This is a genomic window from Bradyrhizobium sp. CCBAU 51627 (assembly GCF_028128765.1).
In the GTDB taxonomy this organism is placed as follows: Bacteria; Pseudomonadota; Alphaproteobacteria; order Rhizobiales; family Xanthobacteraceae; genus Bradyrhizobium.
The window spans coordinates 1-21,732 of sequence record NZ_LBJG01000091.1; the positions used below are offsets into that span (position 1 = coordinate 1).

9 protein-coding genes and 6 pseudogenes are annotated in these 21,732 nt (G+C 57.8%); 5 read left to right on the forward strand and 10 right to left on the reverse strand.

Annotated features, from left to right (window positions below; translation table 11 throughout):
* Nucleotides 1-158: 158 nt before the first annotated feature.
* Nucleotides 159-919 (forward strand): annotated as a pseudogene (locus tag XH88_RS35520) (IS5 family transposase).
* A 302-nt stretch (nt 920-1,221) separates the two neighbouring features.
* Here the strand turns inward: XH88_RS35520 and XH88_RS35525 are convergent.
* The 3 genes from XH88_RS35525 to XH88_RS35535 form a co-directional block, all read right to left on the reverse strand.
* The gene (locus XH88_RS35525; protein WP_271672849.1) at nt 1,222-2,499 is read right to left on the reverse strand and encodes an aminotransferase class I/II-fold pyridoxal phosphate-dependent enzyme; all 1,278 of its coding nucleotides are present in this window, start codon (nt 2,497-2,499) and stop codon (nt 1,222-1,224) included.
* Nucleotides 2,500-3,687: 1,188 nt separating this feature from the next.
* Nucleotides 3,688-4,797 (reverse strand): DmpA family aminopeptidase, encoded by a 1,110-nt coding sequence (locus tag XH88_RS35530; protein WP_271672850.1) that lies wholly within the window; start codon nt 4,795-4,797, stop codon nt 3,688-3,690.
* 1,170 nt (nt 4,798-5,967) lie between these two features.
* Nucleotides 5,968-6,456 carry a transposase gene (locus XH88_RS35535; protein WP_271672975.1) on the reverse strand — a complete coding sequence of 163 codons (489 nt, stop codon included), beginning with the start codon at nt 6,454-6,456 and terminating at the stop codon, nt 5,968-5,970.
* An 890-nt stretch (nt 6,457-7,346) separates the two neighbouring features.
* Here XH88_RS35535 and XH88_RS35540 point away from each other — a divergent pair.
* The 4 genes and pseudogenes from XH88_RS35540 to XH88_RS35555 form a co-directional block, all read left to right on the forward strand.
* Complete coding sequence (locus tag XH88_RS35540; protein ID WP_271672851.1) at nt 7,347-8,417, forward strand: D-alanine--D-alanine ligase; 1,071 nt, start codon at nt 7,347-7,349, stop codon at nt 8,415-8,417.
* Nucleotides 8,418-8,986: 569 nt separating this feature from the next.
* Nucleotides 8,987-9,352 (forward strand): annotated as a pseudogene (locus tag XH88_RS35545) (transposase); the annotation flags it as partial.
* Between the two features lie 372 nt (nt 9,353-9,724).
* The gene (locus XH88_RS35550; RefSeq protein WP_271672852.1) at nt 9,725-11,074 is read left to right on the forward strand and encodes an aminotransferase family protein; all 1,350 of its coding nucleotides are present in this window, start codon (nt 9,725-9,727) and stop codon (nt 11,072-11,074) included.
* Between the two features lie 293 nt (nt 11,075-11,367).
* A pseudogene (locus XH88_RS35555) lies at nt 11,368-11,769 on the forward strand (IS5/IS1182 family transposase); the annotation flags it as partial.
* Nucleotides 11,770-12,145: 376 nt separating this feature from the next.
* On the opposite strand, the gene XH88_RS35560 reads toward XH88_RS35555, so the two are convergent.
* From XH88_RS35560 to XH88_RS35590, 7 genes and pseudogenes are all read right to left on the reverse strand, one after another.
* Nucleotides 12,146-13,168 carry a D-alanine--D-alanine ligase family protein gene (locus XH88_RS35560; protein ID WP_271672853.1) on the reverse strand — a complete coding sequence of 341 codons (1,023 nt, stop codon included), beginning with the start codon at nt 13,166-13,168 and terminating at the stop codon, nt 12,146-12,148.
* 1,554 nt (nt 13,169-14,722) lie between these two features.
* Nucleotides 14,723-15,912, reverse strand: a protein-coding gene (locus tag XH88_RS35565; protein WP_271672854.1) for an IS3 family transposase whose coding sequence is annotated in 2 segments (ribosomal slippage) — nt 14,723-15,663 and nt 15,663-15,912 — 1,191 coding nt in all. Because the reading frame shifts where the segments join, the coding sequence is not laid out codon by codon here.
* Nucleotides 15,913-16,365: 453 nt separating this feature from the next.
* Nucleotides 16,366-16,754: pseudogene (locus XH88_RS35570) on the reverse strand (transposase); the annotation flags it as partial.
* A 218-nt stretch (nt 16,755-16,972) separates the two neighbouring features.
* Nucleotides 16,973-17,572 carry a reverse transcriptase domain-containing protein gene (locus tag XH88_RS39135; protein WP_333909288.1) on the reverse strand — a complete coding sequence of 200 codons (600 nt, stop codon included), beginning with the start codon at nt 17,570-17,572 and terminating at the stop codon, nt 16,973-16,975.
* 492 nt (nt 17,573-18,064) lie between these two features.
* Nucleotides 18,065-18,319: pseudogene (locus XH88_RS35580) on the reverse strand (IS110 family transposase); the annotation flags it as partial.
* A gap of 68 nt (nt 18,320-18,387) precedes the next feature.
* Nucleotides 18,388-19,208 (reverse strand): annotated as a pseudogene (locus XH88_RS35585) (IS5 family transposase); the annotation flags it as partial.
* Between the two features lie 541 nt (nt 19,209-19,749).
* Entirely contained in the window at nt 19,750-21,471 is a 1,722-nt protein-coding gene (locus tag XH88_RS35590; protein ID WP_271672855.1) for a class I adenylate-forming enzyme family protein, read from the reverse strand.
* Nucleotides 21,472-21,732: the final 261 nt, after the last annotated feature.

Genomic DNA, 21,732 nt, shown 5'->3' on the forward strand with positions numbered 1-21,732 from the left:
GTATCTTCAACTGACGCGCCACCAATCATCAGATCCCGAATCATGGTCGCCCATGGATTCAGAACCTTCAGGAAGATGCAACTGTAATGCTAGGGTCTGTACCTAATTAGCGAACTCTGATTCCCTCGCAGCGGGTTGATTCCACGCGGGGGACTTCGATGCGCAAGGGACTGTTCTGGCTCAACGACAAGCAATGGGCTCTGATAGAGCCGCATCTGCCAACGAACCAGACCGGACCGGTGCGCGACGACGATCGACGCGTCATCAGCGGTATCATTCACATGCTTCAGTGCGGCGCACGCTGGCGCGATTGCCCGCCGGACTATGGTCCGTACACGACCATCTACAATCGTTTCAATCGCTGGGCCAAGCGCGGACATTGGCGGGCGATCTTTGAAGCGCTCGCCCGCTGCGGCAAAGACGGCGTGACTTTGTCCATCGACTCCACCACGATCAAAGCGCATCGCTCGGCGAGCGGCGGAAAAGGGGGGAGCATGAACAAGCGATCGGCCGCTCGCGCGGCGGGCGGACCACGAAAATCCACGCGCTGAGCGACCCTGACTGCAGACCTTGCGCATTTCATCTCACTCCAGGCCAGGACCCTGATATTGCCGCAGCGCCAGCCCTTTTGGAACTCGCGCCACCCATGTCTGCCCTCATTGGCGACAAAGGGTACGACGGCGACGGCTTTCGAGCCGAAATCGTCGATCGTGGTGCCAAGCCCGTCATTCCAAACAAATCCAACAGGGTCACTCTCCACAGCTTCAGCAAACGCGCCTACAAGGGGCGCAACGTCATCGAGCGCTGTTTCTGCCGCCTCAAGGATTTCAGGCGTGTCGCAACTCGCTACGACAAACTAGCCAGGAACTTCTTGGCTGCCATCCATCTCGCCGCTATCGTTGCCTATTGGATCAATTGAGTCCGAGCCCTAATAAAGAGCCCAAATCCAACAATCTGCCGAAGTAGTGCTAGTCCGATCCCGCGCCTCTCCCACTATGCGCCGGACGCTTTGGCCACTGAGTGGCTTCAGCATGATCAGACTGTCGCAAACGGCGCAAGGAGCGAGCACCGCCCCGTCGAGAACATCGGCCGAAGCGCTCCGGGAGCTCCTTCGGAGTCGAACCAAGGATCGAGACTTGACAAGCTTTCATCAGCCTTCTCGGTACAAGCTGATAGCAACCCTACTCGCAGTTACAGGAATTCATCGGCTGAACCATCACATCACCTCAGAGGGTATGGCTTTCCGGTTGCTTCTGCCACTGCATCCAAGATGCAATCGCACAACCGCTCAATATCATTTTCTTCATGATCGGCCGTAATGCACACTCGTATCCCCGCCTTTCCTTGCGCGACCGTTGGGAAGAACGTCACCGAAGTGTAGAAGCCGGCATCGAGAATCTCTTTCGTGATTGCAATCGCCTTGGTTTCCGATCCTATCGTAATCATTCTGATGGGAAACGAATTTCCTTGCTGGGCGGTTGCAATATGACGATCAAAGAGCTTGATACGCTGCGTTAACCGCCTTTGCCGATCGCCGAGTTCTGCGGAGCCATGAATCTTACATGAGCTAAGCGCCGCACCAAGCGCCGCCAGATTGGGCGGCACCGAAAACGCATAAGGAATGGAGTACCGTCGAAACAGAGCTTCTTGGTCAGCCGTTCCGAGCATCACCATGCCGCCCGATGCGCCGAAGCCTTTAGCCAGCGAGGCTACTATGATCGTGCGGTCACCCAGCACTTGCGGAAATTGAGATCGAGCAAATCCTTCACCTTGGCGCCCGAAGATCGAGATTCCGTGAGCATCATCGATATAGAGAAAGAGCCCGTACCGCTCCTGGAGTTGCCGCAATTCTTTGATGAGCGCGTTCCCCCCCATGGAGTAAATACCATCGCATACGTAAGCAACCACTGGATGTTCGCGGCACAAGCGCTCGAGAGCGTCGATGTCGTTGTGCTCGATGGTTTCCAGACGGGTTTCATCAGCGACCACTGGCTTGTGATAGGCCAGCGATATGTGCGCAAGGCGGTCGAATACGACAAGCGGCTTTCTTCCGCCCGTCAATTGCCCTGAGGAAAGTAGGGGCATCGCACCCAAATTGGCGAGCATGACAGTGGAAAAGGCGAGCACGGATGCGCAGAACATCTCGGACAAGGTCGCCTCAAGCTCCGCCAGGAGATCGAAATTGAGGCGCGTTCGTGCGCATGACCAGTGCAATGACCGATGCGCCTCAATCGCGTCGATCGCGCCAGCGACGATCAGCGGATGATTGTCCAGGCCAAGGTAGGAACATCGCACGAAATCAATTTTTTCCGGTCGACCTTGAAGTGGACCGGAGCCTAAAGCAAAGGCGCGTCCGGTCGTGGAACGTCCATGGACGGCCATGACACCAGCTTCATGGGCTGCATCGAAATAGGGACGACTCTTATTGATCATGTAAGAGGTGTTCCGAAAATGCCCGGCCGGCGGATCATTCTCAGAGAGTGGGCTGCGCTGAGGCATCTGATTCTCCTTTCATTGCCAAGCATGCAGCGCCTCGGCTTAACTGAGTAGCATGGCAGGCGCTTTGACGACAGCACACACCGGATTCTTTACGCGCGGCTCGACCGCTTCCTTAATCGGATAAAGACATTATATCGGTGGGGTCGCTTGCGGAGCTACCAGATGGGATAGTTTAGCTTTGACAGTGTCGAACAAGACGCTGATGACGAAGCCTCGTTGACATGGCCACATTCCTTTCATGGGTAAGATCGGACGCGAGATCGCGCACACGCGAATAAACAGTGGGCACACCTGCAGCTCTCAAAGGTCGCGCCCAAAGTGTTGGTGCCTCTTATTCGCCGCATCTGGGTGGCGCTGGCGCGCTTCGTGGTGCCGTCATGTATCGCACGTTGGTGGCGGTCGCTTCGAGCCACCTCATCGCTGGCCAGAACGCGCCTTGCCAAGTCCCCAGCGCCGTCCGTGCGGTGCCTGCCGTGCTCCCAAAACGAACCTCCCTCGCCCCGGCTAGGCACGCGTCAATCCGACAGGATCGACGACGTCGCGCTCGCCAGGGTGTAGGCTGCGGGCACCTGCCGGAGATCTGATCTTTTCAACGTGCGGTCCGCTCAACAGTTGCCGATAGTGCGCGAGCGGCGAATCCGACTATTCGTCAGCTCGGCCGCCTGCCGGAAGGCTTGGCCTACTCGACCCCAAGATCGAGTGGGACGCAGTTGAAATAGCGTAGCAAGAGATTGAAGCCGATCACCGTCAGCGAGACTTCAGGAGGCTAAAGCCAACCCGCTTTCGTGACAGGCAACAAGGCTCTTCTACTCCTCGCCGGTTAGCCAAACACGCAAGCCGTGATCATCGATATTCTCCTCTACCAAACGCAATATTGAACCGCCGTGTTCATAATGGGCATCTCCGTATTGCGCAAGAACGCCCTTGCCCGGTAGCGAACGCTCTCCAAGTCCAGCCGAACGAATCTGACGCGAAATCTCAGATTGCGAACTTTTGACTCGGGATATGAGCCTTCCATTCACAGCTACACGCGCGTGGATCGCCGGCCGCCTACCGAATGGGAGCGGCAATTCGCGGTGTCTCCCGCCGTCTGTCCATCAGATAGTCTTGCCCTCTTTACAAGCGGGCCATGATCAGTTGGCACCCGGGTCGCCGCGCAGCGTCGGGGTTTTGATGCCTCCTGACCAGCTACCAGTTGTTCAGCCATTCCTTGGGCAGCGCTGGCACGAAGTTGCCGTCACGCCCAGTCATGTCTTCATTGGCGACCACCGCGTTAAGAATCGCCTCCTCCACTGCTTGCACCACAGCGTCGAAGAACGGGTCGATATCGACATCCGGAATGAAGCTCGCGCGAGCGATCCGGCCTGACGCCAGCGCGGCCTCGGAATTGGCGGTCGAGAACGCGAGAAAAATATCGCCCGAGCTGTGATAGCCATAGCCGCCGGTCCCGGCGACACCGAGAGGCACGCGCCTGGCCAGCCTCTTCATTTGATGCGCCAGGAAAGGCGCGTCGGAAGCGACGATGGCGATGATCGAGCCCTTTTCGGCGCGGGGCGTGCCTTCGAAAACCGCCGGGGCGGCGAGCTCCGGTCGGATGCGCCGACCGCGAAGAGTGAAATTGCGTCGCTTACCGAAATTGGCCTGCACGAACACGCCGACGGTATAGCGACTGTCATGCCATTCGACGATGCGCGACGCGGTGCCGGAACCGGCTTTGAAGCCGAACGAGATCATGCCAGTCCCGCCGCCGACGCTGCCTTCCTCGATGGCGCCGCCTGTTGCTCCATCGAGTGCTGCGGCGACATGCTCGAAGTTGACATGCTGGCCATTGATGTCATTGAGGAAGCCGTCATAGGTCTCCGCCGCCACTGGGAGCCCCCAAGCGCTGTCGAGCGCTGCCGGCAGCACGCGTTGCATCCACCGCAGCGTGCCGTCGCGGGCAACGCCGCAGGAGTGGGTGTTCGTGATTGTGATCGGCAGGCTAAAGGCGCCGGTCTCCTCGATAATGTGCGTGCCGGTCAATTCGCCATTGCCATTCTGGCTGAACACGCCGGCAAACACCGGCGTTGCGAGCTCTCCCCGCAGTCTCGGGAGAATCGCGGTTACACCTGTGCGGATCGGGCCGGTGCCGACCTGCAGCGGCCCGTCGCCGGAAATTAGCGTTGAGTAGCCGACCGTAACGCCTGGCACGTCGGTGATGGCGTTGAAGCGACCAGGCGTGCCGTCCAGTGCGAGCGCAAAGGCGCGCAGGCGGGGCTTGCCCGAAGGCGTGCGGAGATGCGGGTCGTTGATGCTCATGCGGTCCTCAGAACAATGAGCTTTGGCTCTGGCCTTCGAAGACCCAGCTTAGAAGCGATCTTGACCTTCGATGTTGCCATTAGCGCGCCAATAACTCGTGCCCGATGTTTATAGTCGCTCCAGACGGCGCGACAGATTTCCATGTCCCGGACCGTAAAGCCGTAGCTTTCGTCACCGACGATATCAAAGATGAATGCACAAAATGTTCGTCATCACTCGACTCCAACACACTGAGCAGCAAAAGACCTCGGTTCCCGGAATCGATTTGGGCCAAAAACCAGTTCGTCAGCACCGCCGGCCTCTGATCGAAGCAAACAAGCAGGATGAGAGAGGCCGCATTGCGAGTTTGGGAAGTACTCACAAGGTCCCACCCTTAAGGGCTCACCCTCACGCGGCAGACGCGCTTCGACGTGGGCGATGAACTCCGCGTTGATCCGTATCACGTCAGCGGTCCCTTGCTAAGCGTAGCCGTTCTCGGCTCCAGGTACGCACCGAGATCGACATCATTACGGATGGTGCAGCCAGCCATGGGATTTCCAGCGGAACCTCGTCATATAGGATCGTGTTACGCGGCTCGGCATGAGGAAGCGGTGGCTCCCGGCGCCTGTCCATCATCAGACAGCCCTCACGTAGATATCGAAAACAATGTGGTGCGTCTCAGCCCGCGAGCCGGCGGCCCAAGCAGCAGATCATTCGAACAGTCTGGCCTAAAACCGGCGCATTCAGACGTTAGGATAAAACACGCGATCGAACCCCCATTATCTTCATTACGACTTCCTAGTACTCCCCCAGCGCGGGGCAAGAACGCAGCGCAGCCGTTTTACTTCGAGTAGTATTGGACGGGGAACTAGAAGACTTGCTGCAAAAATCAGCCTTGAGGTGCAGAAATGCGTTTTCACGTGCTTAATTCCGCCGGATTCATGCATCCTTTGCAGGCTCATGAGCTCGCACCTGGCGTGGGGTGGACGGCACCCCTCCTGGCGCTGCGCTCGATCTTCTGGGAGGCGCCGCACCTGCAGCAGGAAAGCTAAACATATCTCCGCATAAGCATAGACGAAGCTAGACGGTTCAGGCCGCGACCGCTTTTAGGACTAGCAATCCAAGTCGCCACACGCACCCCGGGTACTGTCCAGAATGTTTCGCACTTTTGATCAGGCGAAGGCACCGGTTTCAGAGAGTGGCGGCTGATAGAGCGGTCGCATGTTCATGTAGCATTTGGTCGACCACGCCGTTCCGGCAATGTGCCGCAGCCGGGCCGCCGCCAATTGAGACAGGATTGACCGTCGGGAAGGCGCCGACGACACGGGTTCGTCGCCCGATCGCCTTCATGATGCGCTCGAGCGGATTGTTCGTTCGACTCTTCCGCCAATGGATGTCCGGAAAGGCATAGTAGGCGAGCGTTTCGTGAACCGCCTGCTCGACGAGATCAGCGGCTTTGGCCATACGGCTTGCCCGCAGATCCGCGATGACGGTGCTGGCATTCTCGTCGCCCGCGGCGCGGCTCTCGTGGGCATGAATGGCCTTGAGCATGTGGATCACCTCGCGGACCAGGATTGACAGCACGTGGCTGAAGACATTCCGATAAAAATCACCATGCAGCGTTGATCGCGGGCCTCCGGCAGATAATCCGCAACGCTTTCGATAAGCATCGGAAATCACCAACTGCACGCCCCTGAGACCGCGATCGACGAGATGCAGCAGAACGATGAGCAGCCGGATTTGTCCTCCTTGGCGGCCTCACAGATCCCGAGGATCTCGCGGAACCGCTCGGCATTGACCGCCGAGGCCACCAGCAGTGAGACGTTGCGAACCTCACCAGCTCAGCTGCGCTTCATAACGATGCCGTCGAGGTAGAGATACGGACACTCGCCTTCGATCCTGCGATTCCGCTACTCCTCGATCTTAGTATAGAACTTCTGTTCCGGTTCGACACTGTGCTCGGGCTGACCCGGGTGCCCCACAGCGCCTCCATGATGTCTTCGACCTGCCGAACCGACTCCCGCCAGATACATCTCGATCAGCGCCTCCTCGACCGAGCTCTCCCGCCTCCGGTAGCGCTCGATAATCGCCATCTCGAAGGTTCGCCGCTGTAGCTTCCACGCGGCCCGTTCCACATATGGAGGCAAGGTCAGAGGCCCAGCGCGATATCCGGGCCTTCGTCGAGGCCTTCTACAATCGAACCCGACTCCGTTATTTCGCCATCGGATATATGGCCCGATCGGATGAGCTTAAAGGCGCCTAACCTGTCTACCCATTTCGGGGGACGATCAGTTCCATCAGAAAAGGCGGCTGCGCAAGGAAGCGATGTTATCCACGATCGCGCGATGGCTCGCAAAGAGCGGAGCGTCCGAAATGAGCCCCAGCCCGCCGCCTCTATAGCTTATCAAGGCGTTCCCGTCTGCAACCTCCGTTTCCTAGTAGTTGCGGGATTATCGTTGCTGAAGATTACTTACTGCTATGCCTTCTTCGGCTGAGCACTATTCACCCTAGTCACTTATTCACCCTCGGCACGTTGGTACGCCTATTCGAACCGTACAGGGACGCTGATCATGACCAAGATAAACGTCGCACTACTGTTTGGGGGCGGACCTCCTGGACCTCTTGGGCATGATATGTCAGTGGAGTTCGCTCGATCTGTCTATGAAGCATTAGACAGGAAACAGTATAATCCAATATTGGTGGCCGTCGCATCGGATGGCAATTGGTGGCTGCAGGAGAATACAAACGGGTTTCCCTTACGCCCGGGCTCGTCAAGTGCTCAATTGATACTTTTACCGGCGGGACGCGGCAAAGCGCTGGTCCATCGACACGACGAGAATAACAGTACATGTAACGTTGATGTAGCCTTCCCAATTTCGCCCTATGCCTGCACGGGCTTGCTCGAAATAGCGCGGGTGCCTTTTGTAGGTTCTCGGTTGCCTGCGCCGGCGATATGCGGAGATAAGCAAATCCTCAAACGAATATTACGCGATGCAGGGCTTCCGATCGCTCGGTCTTTGGTGCTGACAACTAAAGAAGAGGTCAAGTTTCAGTTTGCACAAGAGGCGCTCGGCAGCCCCTCGCTATTTGTAAAGCCGGCAACCCTTTATAATTCTATGGGCGTCAGCAAGGTAACTTGCGAAACAGAGTTTGAGGCTGCCGTCGACCTTGCATTTAGATATGACAGCAAGGTCTTAGTCGAGGAGTACGTACAGGCGCGAGAGCTTGAGTGCGCGGTGCTGCCGGACATCGATCAACCAAGCAAATTACTTTGTTCATGGCCAAGCGAGATTATCCCTGATGAGCACGCCTTCTATACGGCTCAGGCTAAACTTGATGAGAAGGGTGTAGTGCTCAAAACCAAGGCAGAGCTTGACGACGCGGAGGCTGATCGAGTGCGCTCGTTATCTTGTGAGGCGTTTAGAGTGATCGGCTGTGAGGCGATGGCAAGGGTGGATTTCTTTATGCGGCCCAATGCAGAACTGCTGATTAACGAGGTAGGTGTCTACCCTGCTCTAGGTCCTTCCAGCGCCTTCCCGAGAATGATGAAGGAATCCGGTATCCCGTACAAAGTATTGATACAGAGGCTACTGGAAGATGCGATTAAGCGCTCGGAGCGGGCTAAGATTCCTATGACCTGAAGGGCGTATCGCACTTTCAGGTTTAACTAGATCGCAGACTCGAGATTACCCGATCCGTTTCGCAGAGATCGAATGATATCCTATCGGCGACAAGCGCTGATCCCCAGCGTCATGGCTTAGCGCAGGTGCCGACGACGATGAGCAGCAGAATGAAAATTGCGTTGACTGCTCGCGGTGCGCTTTGCTTTGCGTTCGGAGTAGCTTCCTCCAAGCTTGCCGATGCGAACGACCTCTTCCCGTGCGTGACCCCAAAGCTATCTCGCCGTTCTCTACTTATGTGGGCGAATTTCGCGCTCCTCTGTTAGCTTCGCCGGCAGCACGCTCGTTGGCTAACTCCGATGTCTATTCGGTGGAAGATGCGATCAATGCCTCTGTGTCCCTCCGGCCTAATCTTTCGAGGTTGCGTTGGACGGGAGGCCTCATTCCCAAGCCGCCGAAAAGTTAATCCAGTCGAAGACGATGCCAGTCATATTCGAAGAACCAACAGCGGAAGCGCTCGGGGGCGATAACGTACAGATTCTTTCGCACCTTCTGGAATGAAGGAGCTTTGGATGAACGATGGGAATGCCATGGGTCAGGCGATCCAAATTGATGAGGCCCGGATTCGAGATCACCCGGGCGAGATGGTCCGCGGGACGGTGGAAGAGACACTGAACGCCGCTGCAGGCCGAAGCGGACCAGCTGTGCGGAGCTGGGCGGTATGAGCGCAGCCAGGCCGGGAGGACACGCGGGCAGCTACGAGCGAACGCTGCACACCAAGGCGGGCGACGTCAACCTGAAGGTCCCGAAGCTACGGCGGCAAACCTTCGAGACGGCGATTATCGAGCGCTACCGGAGGCGGGAGAGCTCGGTCGAAGAGGCGCTGATCGAGATGTATCTGGCGGGAGTCGGTTCGGCAGGTCGAAGACATCATGGAGGCGCTGTGGGGGCGGCGGTTCGATAAAAGCATCTACATCCGAAGCGTAGAGATGCAGCGTGAGGCGAACCATCATAGGAGTTGGATCCAAGCGTCCCTTCGGATCTTCGTCGCACATTACTACACTCATATCGTTGAGCTTATGGCGGCGGCGATCACCGTGTGAACTCTCATGCTATTTGTCGCTCCATAGAGCCGAAATTCGCCTTAAGCAGCCGAGAACCATCGGTCATCTTCAGGAAGCGTCCCTTCACTGTATCGAAGGCTCGTCCATATTATACTGAGCGGTCTCCGCACCTCTAATGGTGGGTAGGTGTCGCCATGACTAAGCCCGTATAGACTTCCCTGATGTGGAAATTACCCATCAACTTAAAGTCGCGCTGGAGGATGCTTGGCAGAGGTCCGTATTTTACCTTCACGAACCGCCTATTCGACGCCGGGCGAAACCGGCGCGCGAATAGTACGCGGCGAGGGTCCTTATCTTGTAGGAGCCGATGGGGAGCGCTATCTGGACGCGGCCTGCGGATCGGGATCTCTCATTTTCGGTCACGGCGACGAGAAGATCATCGACGCGCTGCACGCTCAGAGCCGCAAGTTGACGCTTTTCCCTTCGCGCCATTTTAGCTCCGACATCGTTGAGCGTTACGCTAGCCAACTCCTCGATTTCGGCCCGCCTGGCATGTCGCGGGCGATCACTTTCAGCAGCGGTTCCGACGCAGTGGAGGCGGCGCTCAAATTGGCGCTTCAACATCATTTCGCCGCGGAGCGGCCGCGACGGCGGAAGATCCTGGGACGCAACGCCTCCTACCATGGCAATACGATCGCTGGGCTCGGCGCGGGAGGGTTTGTCGCACGCCGAAAGCCTTATGAGAGTGTGCTTGCTCCATGCGCCAAGGCGTCCCATGGTCATTGTGCGGCGTGCGAGTTCGGACTTCAGGCGGAGACTTGCGCGCTGGAATGTGCGCAATCGATCGAAAATGCGATCCTTGAGGAAGGTCCGGAGAATGTTGCAGCGGTGATCGTCGAGCCGATCGTCGGCGCCGCGCTGAGTGCCGCGCCGCCAGACCCACGGTATCTGCCGCGGGTTCGGGATATCTGCAGCCACCATGACATACTGCTTATTGCCGACGAAGTCATGACTGGTTTCGCTCGCAGCGGACGGCCGTTCGCAAGCATGCACTGGAACGTCGAGCCTGATATCATTATATGCGGAAAGGCGATCAGCGCTGGCTATTACCCCTTGTCGGCTCTTCTGGTGAGTGAGCGGGTGGTTCACGGGCCGCTGGCACACGCGAAGTATTTTCAGAACGGTCAAACATTTGCTTGCAGTCCGGCTGGTGCGGCTGTGGGGATAGCAGTCTTGGATAGGTTGGCGGATGGAAGCGTCGCAGCAAACGCGACGCGCATGGGCGAACTACTGCGAGCTTCGCTCCGCAAGGAGCTGCCGGCCGAGCTGATCAAACAAATCCGCGGTATGGGGTTGATGGTTGGTTTCGACATCGGCACCTCCGCATTCGAGAATGCGGGAGCGCTTTCGTCCGATCGCTACAGTGATCGATTTCAGCGCGCCGCGCTCAAGCGGGGGTTGGTCATTTACGCCAGCAATGGTAGCGCAGGAAGTGAAGCAGGCGATCATGCGATGCTACTATTGCCTTTGACAATTTCCGAGCGCGAAGTAAAAGAAGCTACAGCATCGCTTGTGGCCACTGCATACGACGTTCTCAAGACCGAGAACAAATAGTCGCCCATTCTTCAATCTCAGGTACAGTGGCAAACCCGATAGACAAACATGATCCATCGGCGGCAATGAACGCCAGCGTGTGGAGCTGGAAGCCAATTTGGCGCGGCAGTTTGGGATTGAAGGACCAGTTGAACTCGTCGTCCGTGAAGAGTGGCTAAGCGATTGAGTTAGAATCGCATTTGTCGCTGTGGACTGTTTTGCGTTTGCAGGGGTTTGATGCTTCGGGCGTCGGAACCTTGCAATTTCATTCTCAGGATTCCGTCGAATTCCTCTTGCAACGCGGGCGTGGTCCACAGATCGGCGCCGAAGCCTCCATGGTAAACTACAACCGCCGTTCTCCCGGGAGCCTGCTCGTGCTGCACGCCGGGGCGCTGCCCGATAACCCGTACGACGGTCACACATGCGGGACGTCCTTAACCGCACCGAGGCACTCACCGGCTGCGCGATCGAGCGGGCCTATGTCGACAAGGGATACCGCGGCCACGACGCACACAATCCCCGACGAATCTTCATCTCCGGCCAGAAGCACCACATCTTCGGTGTCATCAAACACGAGCTGCGCCGCCGCTCCGCCATCAGCCGTCGGCCACAACTTCCGCCGCACCCTCGCCTGGCTCTAGACAACTCTTGTGCCCATCCTGCTCCAGCTATGGCGCACGTTCGGCCGTCCCGCCACGCTCAATTCGCCTTCTTAACGGACGACTGCGAAAAGGGGATTATTGTCGTCCACGGTTCGTCCTCCTGGCGTGAGGATAGCCTTGAGCAACCCTCGTTCAATACCGCCAGTGTTGGGCGAACCAACGAACCAACTCACCGCCGGCATCCAGAAAGGACATGCGGTCTTACGTTGGAGCTACGACGACTGCGCCAATAGCAGCTCCACAATAGATAATTTAGCCGGGGGTATCGCGAGTCGGGCTGCAAGCGGCGGCACGTATGGACGCCCAAGGATGCACCGCCACTCCTGCGCCATCGAATCCGTGTCCATCAGGGTTCTGGCGGTCGTAAACGCATCAACAACTTCGCCATCAGAATCCAGGAGGCGCTCAGGCGTGCCAGACTAATGGCCGCTTACGGCGGAAGAGCCCGATCGCGATCCAACTCGTGTTCGGGATTGGGCATGCGAGCTCCGAAATACCGCGTGTGAGCGAGATCGAGGATGCGATTAACCAGATTTGGGAAGCTGTATCCGCGTGTCGTCGCAGCCCGGACGTAGGAGTGCGTTTTATGGAGTGACGGACTGAAGTTGATCTCTAGAACAAAAGGCTGTCCTGAGCGATCGACCCGTAGGTCGACGCGGGCGTACTCCCGGCCAAGGCAGGCACGGAAGGTCGCTACTGAAATATCGTGTAGCTTTGTCGAAAGTTCACTCCCGACTTTCGCCGGGCAAATCTTCTGCGGCTCCGCCGCCGACAAATGCTTCTTGTCTTCCCAAGTGATAACACGTGTTTCTCGGTCGCGGAAGTCGTGCTCGACCAGAGGCAAAACCTCGAGCTGTTCGTTTCCCAGGAGCGCGACGCAGATTTCTCGCCCTTCGATGTATTCTTCTACGAGTGCATCCTGCGCATACTGCGTGACAATAGTTTTTACGGCTTGCCTCAGACCGCTAGGCTCGTGTACGAGTTGCAGTCCCTTGCTGACGGACTCGTAACGGGGCTTTACTATCACTGGGAATCGCAATTCGCCGGTACTCTCGGTGCCCTGACGCATCACCCGAAAGTTGGGTGTCGGCAGGCCGTCAGCGCGAATCAGCTTCTTGGTGATCACCTTGTCGAGCTCCAGGGCGGCCCCAAGCGGACTCGCTCCGGTGTATGGAATCCCAGCCATCTCAAGGATTGTCGGAACTTGGCTGGACCGCCAGTCGCCCATATCTCCGTACGCCATATTGAAGACCATTCCGGAGGGGCGCGCCTGCCGATTGGGTCGCATGAATCGATCGAGCGTAGCGACCAGCTCCTTATCGCCCTCGCACTGTAGCGCCTCGTGGCCACTCTCCTCAAGTGCAGCCACCACGCTGTTGACCGCCTCACGGTAATCCTCTGGATCTGGTGGATTGACCTCGGTTGGCTCGTTCCAGACAACTGCTACCCGCATGCACTACTCCCTATCATGGTCACCCACTGTTAACTTCATTCTTCCGCGTGTGGTTGATGGACGAACAGCCCGCCCTGGCTTGGCGGCAGCTGACGAGCGGATTTGCTCCCTCGGGCTACCAAAACAACGTACTTGTGGGTCCGAAAGATACAGCGGCCATATCAGCCGGAGAGGACGACGCGGAAAGCCAGCGAACCGGGCACGCAGGTCTGGCTCATGTCCTCTGATGAGCTTAATAATCACGCTGTGCGGTGGGGGACCGCACCTGCAGTAGCACGTAGGATCAGTCTGGACCTTTCCAGCATGCTTCATTGTACGCCTTGTTCCGATACGAGAAGAGCGCTTTGGTCGTTACGGACCTTTCACCTGTCTAAGCAATCGGTGTGCCACATAGACATGCGCGAGCCTGCTTGGCCGGCGAAGGCTCTGTCGACTCCGCGTAAGCGAACGTCTTCCCCTTCAGCATGCCCCATTCACTACATAGACGCTTGAACGCAACAAGGCGAAACACGACGTCCAAAGGTCGACTATCAACGCGCCTCACGTGCCAATCAAGAACGACTGTTCGGTTACGAGCCATTCGTTGGAAGTAACGCTATTTATTCTTTCCACGCGGCCGGGAATGCGAAACATGAATCTTCTGCGGCGACGACGGGTTCACTCCATCCGAACAGTATAGGAAGGTCAACGTGCCCTAACACAAGAGTAGCTGCTTGCGGCGGCTCAATTCATCAAAGAAGCAGAGGCGCGGACATTTCTCCTACAATTACTGGATTTGAAGCGGACGAAAAGCGTCGCCTTTCGGACGCTTAAAGAGTGATTGCCTCGACGCTATTGTGCAAGTGGCGCCGACTCAGTATGCGGGAGGAGCCGTCAGGTACTGTGGATGCCGCGGAGGCGTTCGGAACGCCGGTGCAGTAACACGAGAGTTGCCGGCACGATATGAAGAATAGGATAGGACGGTGGCTCCGGCCATAATGGTTGGGCTATACTGATTGACTTTGAGGCCGCATCTTTTGATCGTCCGAAGAGACCGCCGACTAAGGACAGACATGCACACGGCCAGCGCCGCACGTTCAATGACCGGCGCGCTGCTTTCTATCGGTCAGTCTCGAGTGGGTGTCCTGGCTGATTTTCATCCGATGCAGTGGCCTACACTGTGATTATGTCAACCTTCGCTGGATCAGGACCAGCTGCCATTGACCCGGGTTGGTAATTGATCATGGCTCAATCTGGGTTTTACGATCATGTCGATAACGATAGTTGCTCTGAAAGAAGCTGCCAATGTTAGCAGTGGAACCTGACAACGAAATAGGAGAGTAGTTGTCGGCGCGTCGGACCTGTCACAGGCCTTTAGACGTCTTCAGGTGTCCGCGATGCAACATCACCTCTGTCTGTCCTGATCGACGCGCCGACGTCTCAGTCGCGGATACCGGGATCTGTACTCTGCTCTAACCGAGGTTTTGGTGCCGAGGAGATCCATAGTGAGCGCCACCGATTGCAAACGGCTATCCTCGTCTCATGTCTCAAGGTGAGCGCTGACCTTCCCAGATTTTATCCAGTTCTGAGTTCGCTCAAGCCATTGGAGTTGCCCAGTTTGGCGGTCGTAGCGACGGGAGCTGGCGCGGAGCCATCGGCATAGCGCAGCGCCAGATCCCGGCGCGGGTGGCAGGTGAAGGCGAACTCGGAGGGTGTCTTCCATCCGAACTGTGAGTGCGGTCGTGTGTAGTTATAATCGGCGCGCCAGCATCCGAGCGCGACGCGGGTCTGAGCCAGCGACGTGAACAGCGTCTCGTTCAGCAATTCATCCCGGAGCCGACCGTTGAAGCTTTCGATGAAGCCATTCTGCATGGGCTTGCCCGGAGCGATATAATGCCAGGCGACGCAGCTCCGATCGGCCCAGGTCAGGATGGCGTTGCTGGTAAGTTCGGTGCCGTTGTCGCTGACCACCATCTTTGGCTTGCCGCGCTCCATGACCAGGCGATCCAACTCCCGCGCCGCCCGGGCCCCCGAGAGCGAGGTATCGGCCACCAGCGCCAAGCACTCGCGGGTACAGTCATCGACCACGGTCAAGATGCGTAAGCGGCGGCCATCCGTGAGCTGATCGGAGACGAAGTCCAGTGACCAGCGGTCGTTCGGTGCCATCGGCACCGTCATCGGCGCCCGGGTCCCGATCGCCCGCTTGCGGCCGCCACGGCGGCGCACCACCAACTTCTCTTCCCGGTACAGCCGGAATAGCTTCTTGTGGTTGATCGCAAAGCCCTGCCGCTTGAGCAGAACATGCAGGCGCCGATAGCCGAAGCGGCGGCGCTCCTGGGCGATCGCCTTCATGCGCTGGCGAACGCCGGCATCATCCGCTCGGGTCGTCCGATATCTCATGGTGATGCGGCAGCAGCCGATGGCTTTACACGCCCGCCGTTCGCTCATCCCGTGGGCATCCACGAGATGCGCGACAACCTTCCGCTTGGCTGCGGGCGTCACCACTTCTTTCCCAAAAGGTCCTTCAACGCCGCATTGTCCAGCATGGCGTCAGCCAGGAGCCGCTTCAGCTTCGTGTTCTCGTCCTCCAGTGTCCTCAGCCGCTTCGCCTCGGAGACGTCCATCCCGCCGTACTTGGCCTTCCATTTGTAGATGCTGGCGTCGCTCACGCCGTACTTGCGGCATAGATCGGCGACCGACACCCCGGCCTCGTGCTCCTTCAAGATCCCGATAATCTGCTCTTCCGTGAAGGGGCTACGCTTCATGCTCTGGTCCTCGTCGTGGGCCAGAACGAACTTCAAACTGGATTAAGCCCGGGGGCAAGGTCAGCGCGCCCCGCGACTACTGGCCGCCAAAGGAGCGCGATTGGTTGAACCGCTCGGCTGCGTAGCAGAGAACTTGGATCGTGATAACAGCAGCGATCAAAAGAGGCCCGTTGGATCAATGCGATTGAAACAAGGGTATGATTCGTCGATGACCTCCGCGCGCTCAACCGGAGCTCTACAGTTTGAACGCGGGCCGAGACTGGGCGCCAATCCGGGCACTTCGCCCTCCGCCTCGCTGCTGAACTCTAACACATTCGACTTCCAGACCAACAGAGAGACGGTGGCGGAAGCCCGGGCGAGAATGCCGCTCGCGGAGATCCGGCGATCGAACTCGCGTTCATCGGTGTCGCCCGAAACCTTCGTCGACAACGCGGCGTGGCCCATGAAGTTGGCGTCGTAATCACGGCCCTTTGCGAGCATGCTCCAGGCTAGGCGCGCGAGTTTTGCGGCCAGGGCGACAACCAGTACATTCGAGTGAAGCCGCTTGGATGCTGCTTCCAACCAGGCTCCGAAGCCATGCATGGGCCAATTCTGACGCCTTAGAAGTACGGCTCTGGCCCCTTGAATGAGCAGCGTTCGCAGGCACCGGTTGCCAGGCTTCGATATCCGACCGAGAATGATTCGATCGCCGGTCGAGATCTGTTTCGGTACGATGCCAAGCCATGCTGCAACGTCGCGGCCCTTCTGGAAGGCATCACCAGTTCCGATCGCGGCGATCATCGCACTTGAGATGATTGGTCCGACACCGGCGCACTCATCAGGCGGCGGCAGTGTGCATCTTGATCAGCGAGTTCGTCGATTTCCTTCGTGATCGATGCGACCCGCCGCTCAAGAAAGCGCCAGGACCGCTGAGACGCCAATGCTTCAGGAACCGGTTCATGTAGATGACAGAGAGCAGCGGACTGATGACACCGCCCTGTGGCGTGCCACACTTGTTACTCTTACCGCCGCTCATGCGCCGTTTCCCGTTGCTATCCCGCTCCTCGACCGGTACTCGCAGTCATAACTTAATCAGCCGCAGCACATTCCGGTCGACGATGCGTCGGGCCACCGATTTGAGGAGGTCCGAGTGCGGTATCGTGTCGAAGTATTTCGACAAATCGGCGTCAACAACATCTGTGTAGCCCCGGCACATAAGGCGGTGCACTTCCTTGACGGCATCGACCGCGTTGCGGCGCGGGCGATATCCATAAGCTCCGTCCTCAAAATCCGCCTCGAAGATCGGTTCCAGCACGATCTTTGCAGCAGCTTGGACGACCCGGTCCCGGATTGTTGGGATACCGAGCGGACGTTCGCCGCGGCCGGGCTTCGGGATCATCACCCGCCGCACCGGATCGGGCCGATAGGTCTTCGTGACGAGTTCATCGCGCAGGCCAGCCAACCATGCTTCGAGTCCCGACGCGTCGATTTGTTCGAAAGTTATTCCGTCCACTCCCGGCGCACCCGCGTTGGCGCGGGCCAGCTTGTAGGCATGGCTCAGAATGTCCTCGCGGCAGATCTTGTCGTACAGCACGTAGAAGCGGAAGGCAGGCTCCGCCTTCGCTTTGCAATAAAGCTTTCTCTGAAGGCTCCTGATCTTATCGGGCGTTTCAAGGCTCATCGCCAATCTACCCTTTCCCTCGCCATTTTCAAAAGCGCACCTGAAGTCAGGGTCCTTTCCTCCGCCGGAATTACCCGGTGTCATCGGTACCTTTGACCCTGTCCGACTCCCGTCCGGTCCATCGACTACTCAATGCTGAAGGCGCGACCTTCGACCAAGACGGGTCTCCCCCGATTACCCGTACTACCCTTCCAACGTGCCATGCCCATTACCCCGGTGAACCAGACAGGTGCGTGCGTCAATTGCTTCCCTGTCCGCACGGCCTTCCCCGCCATACGATCGGGTCGGCATTCACATCGTAACTTTCGAGGCGTGCTCAGGCTTCACTCACGTTACGGCCCGCTGGATTGCTCGGCCGCCTAAAGCGACCTTTGTCACGAGGCTTCGATCCGTCCGATTGCTCGTCCAAACCGCTCGTCAGCTACCAGATCAATCGACAACTCTCTGGGTGGATCCTTCCTCCACTGGTAATACGCGCCGTCGGGGCGCACGGTATGGCTTCACATACTGTGCCGGCAAGAGCCGTACTTGATGGCCGAATTTCTCGAGTTTGCGAGCAAGGTGGTGTGCTCCTGCACAGCCGTCCATTCCGATCAGGCACGGCGGAACATTAGCCACCGACAGCTCAAGCTGATTTCTCAATCGCTTCTTGCGTAGGATGATTGCACCCGTGGCATCGAACCCCATCACATGGAATGGGTTCTTGCCTAGATCGATGCCGATCGTGACAATATTCGTATGGGACATGGTACGCGCTCCTTCTCTTGCCGGGGCTCTATGTTGCCGCTGAGAGCGGGCGTGGTCCATGCCATTAACTCGTAAGGCGCGGCTGCTTTGCCCTTGCCGATGCACTCCACCGGGGCGTGGAAGGAATAAAGCTGAAGCCGCGGTGGAGCTGCTGCGGCGGGCGGATCTGCGAGGCCTGGCTGAGCGGGAGGGCGAACGTGTTCTCAAGCACAGCCTCACCTTCGATCTTGCGGCGGATATCGCGGATGATCCTGCCCAGCCGGCTGCGCAGGATGCGCAACTGCCGCTGATGCCGCTTGAATTGCTTGGCATGGGCGTAGCGTCCCACCATCATTGCCGCTTTTTTTGGCAATGCGAAGATAGGACTGCCGCAGCTTGACCCCGTGCTTCCTCGCCAGACGGTTGAGCCCCTTGATCGCAGCGTGTCAAGAGCTTGGCATCGGTCGGGAAAGTAATCGCCTTCGGCTGCACGGTGGTATCGACTGTGACCCGCTTGAGTCCTGGCTGCGTGACGCGCCGGCCTCGTGTGCCACCTGCAAGCTCTCGGTCAGCAACAGCTGCAGCTTGTCCCGAGCCGCTTGCGCCAGTGGCTCAGGCCCGAGCGCTCGTGCGGGAATGCGTGCTGGAAGAACTCTTCGCCGGTGAAGTACTGGAAATATAGGTCATAGACCCAGCGCTCGCACACCCCCTCATCGGACAGCCCGTAAATGTGCAGCAGCAACAGCCCGATCATGAAGCGGCTCGCGATCCCGGGCCGACCATTCTCGTAGAGCGGCGCGATCTCGCCGTCGATCCAGTCCCAATCGACCTTGCCGGCGAGCTGAACCAGCTTGTGCTTCATCTTGATGATCTGGTCCAGCCCGGCCCGGAACAGATCGCCCGATCCCATCAAGCCTTGAGCCCTATCGCTTTCATTGGGCTAGTAACGCGTGCAGCATGCACCCTAGCCTGTGTCAGCAGCTGCGGCCCGGTATCAGGTCGGTGAGTCGGCCGCGTCGCCATCTCCTGCGAGGCGAAGCGCGCGATGACCGTCTCAGCCTTAGGCGCGATGGAGACGCGGGCCACGCATGCGCCGACCTTCGAAGCCACCGCACTCGTCCTGTGTCACCACTTGCTGCGACACGACCGATGCAGTCCCAGCTCGCGTGCCGCATCAAGACTTGACGATCTTGTAGGTGAACGGAGTGCCTTGCGTGCGCTCTTTAGGTACCGGACGCAAATCCGGGGCGAGAGCCGCAGTCGCACCCCTCTCGCGCGCATATAAATAGTCCATCACTCGACGGGGTGCACTACCTCGCACCTTTGGCAATGCAGGACTGTCCTTGAGTGCCAACGAAAGGGAACTCCTGCTCGACGGCGATGCAAAACGTACACCGCTACAAGCGTTGCAAAATTGTCGCGTTTTCTTGGGCTACGATGAAGAGTACGCCTCAGCGCCAGCGCTTCTCCTCAACGTCGTAGGCGCCAGCAAGCGGATTGCTCACGGCCATCAACTCACGCTTGAGCACTTTATTGCTGGAGGTGGTTCTAGGAAGAACCGGAGTAAAGGCGATATACCGCGGCACCTTGAACACGGCGAGACTAATACGAACATGTTCGAGAATACGATCGACGGGCAAATCGCCTGGTGTAAGACCTTCTTTCAACTCCACGTAAATCTTGACCTCCTCACCGCGCTTGGCATCAGGAACAGGCACGGCGGCCACATCAGCGATCTCAGGAATCTCGCGAATGACGGCCTCTACCTCGCGCGCGGCAATGTTCTCGCCTGAACGTCGAATCATGTCCTTCGTGCGGCCTACCAGCCAATAAAAGCCCAGGTCGTCGCGCCGCAACAAGTCGCCCGTCCTGAACCACCCGTCCTTGAATGAGGCGTTCGCTTCCGGCCTATTCCAATAACCTTTGAGGATTCCACGACCACTCACCCACAGCTCACCGACTTCACCAACTGCTGTAGGTGTGCCATCGCAGTTCATCAGTCGAAGATTCCGAAACGGTGCACGAATCCCCACCGAACCGGAGTCGGCCATCTCATCAAGGTCGTTCGGCATTTGTGTGCCGAACCCAATTTCCGTCATCCCGTAGGCATCTTGGGTTCGCACACGAAACCGTTTCCGCAGTTTGCGCTGCGTATCAAGACTACAGCCCCACGTCAAAGCCTGTTTCAAGCACGTTGCGCCATCTTCATCATTGGTGGCCTCGGCCTGGCGCGCTATCAGTTCAGGAAAAAAGCACCATTCGATCCTATACTGCCTGATCCAATCGATGAAGCGCGTCGAACTCATTGATGGAGCCAGGTAGAGGGTGCCCGCCTGCCGATAAGACTTCAGAAGATGTACTTGCGGATCACCATAGAAGAAAGGCTGTATAGAAATATACCTTTGGTATCGCTGCTCGTCCCCGCATTGCGCTTGAAAGGCAGTCACGCCCCAGTAGTCGTGCGTCAACATGCAGCCCTTCGGAAAGCCTGTTGTTCCCGAGGTATATTGAATGTTCAAGAGGTCGTCGGGCCGGACATCCTCCTCCACAATAGAGTCGTCGGCGCCCTTGAGTAACTCGTCGAGGGAAGTGGCCCTTCCGTCGAAAGACTGTCCAATGAGAATTACTCGCTCTTTGGCGAGGTCTTGCGGCCAAGGCTCCATCGCGGAGAACACAGCCGTTACGGACTCATCTATAATAGCGAACCTAGCCTGTGTGTCGCCGAGAACGTAATTGATCTCCCTTGGCGTGTAGCGCATGTTGATCGGTACCATGACGGCACCGAGCTTGGCGATCGCGAACCAAACGATCGGAAATGCGATACGATTTGGCAGCATCACCCCAATGCGATCGCGCTTTCGTACGCCAAACGCTCGCAGCGCATGCGCATATCTGTTGGACAAACGGTCCATTTCTGAGTAGGTCGCGCGCTCGCCGCGCCCGAATACATCGATTGCTGTTGTTGAGCCATCCGTTCTCGCCCGCATCGAAACAAGCTGTCCGACCGTGATGTCCTCATATGAACATTCCAGCGCCTCGATTTTGCGCAACGCGTTTGAGACGCGCTCTCGCAGCTTCCTTTGTTTCGGCAGCATACTTATAAACCTTTTGGATAAGAGGGACAAAAAGACAAACCCATCAACGAGCCGTAGATTTTCGGTGCGATAGCTCACTCAGTTGTCGATCACCAGAAGAGTGCCAGGCGTTGCGAACTACACGAGCGTAACCGGGCCAACGTCACCAGGTCGATCTCGAGCGCGGCACACAGCTGCGTCCTCGCACTGACGTCGAAGGGCGGAAAACGATGCTGTTGACGCTTTTTGGCGTTGTGCGGTCTGTGTAATCGTGCGATCCTTTTCTTGCTGACACGACATTTGGCGGGAACGTTTGTTGGGTACCTCACGCCCAGCGAGAGGTTTCGCCCCTTAACGTTG

Excerpts from the sequence above, each read along its gene's own strand:
- XH88_RS35525 (WP_271672849.1), bottom strand. The coding sequence starts at position 2,499 with ATGCCTCAGCGCAGCCCACTCTCTGAGAATGATCCGCCGGCCGGGCAT.
- XH88_RS35540 (WP_271672851.1), top strand. The coding sequence starts at position 7,347 with ATGACCAAGATAAACGTCGCACTACTGTTTGGGGGCGGACCTCCTGGA.
- XH88_RS35530 (WP_271672850.1), bottom strand. The coding sequence starts at position 4,797 with ATGAGCATCAACGACCCGCATCTCCGCACGCCTTCGGGCAAGCCCCGC.
- XH88_RS39135 (WP_333909288.1), bottom strand. The coding sequence starts at position 17,572 with ATGAGCCTTGAAACGCCCGATAAGATCAGGAGCCTTCAGAGAAAGCTT.
- XH88_RS35560 (WP_271672853.1), bottom strand. The coding sequence starts at position 13,168 with ATGCGGGTAGCAGTTGTCTGGAACGAGCCAACCGAGGTCAATCCACCA.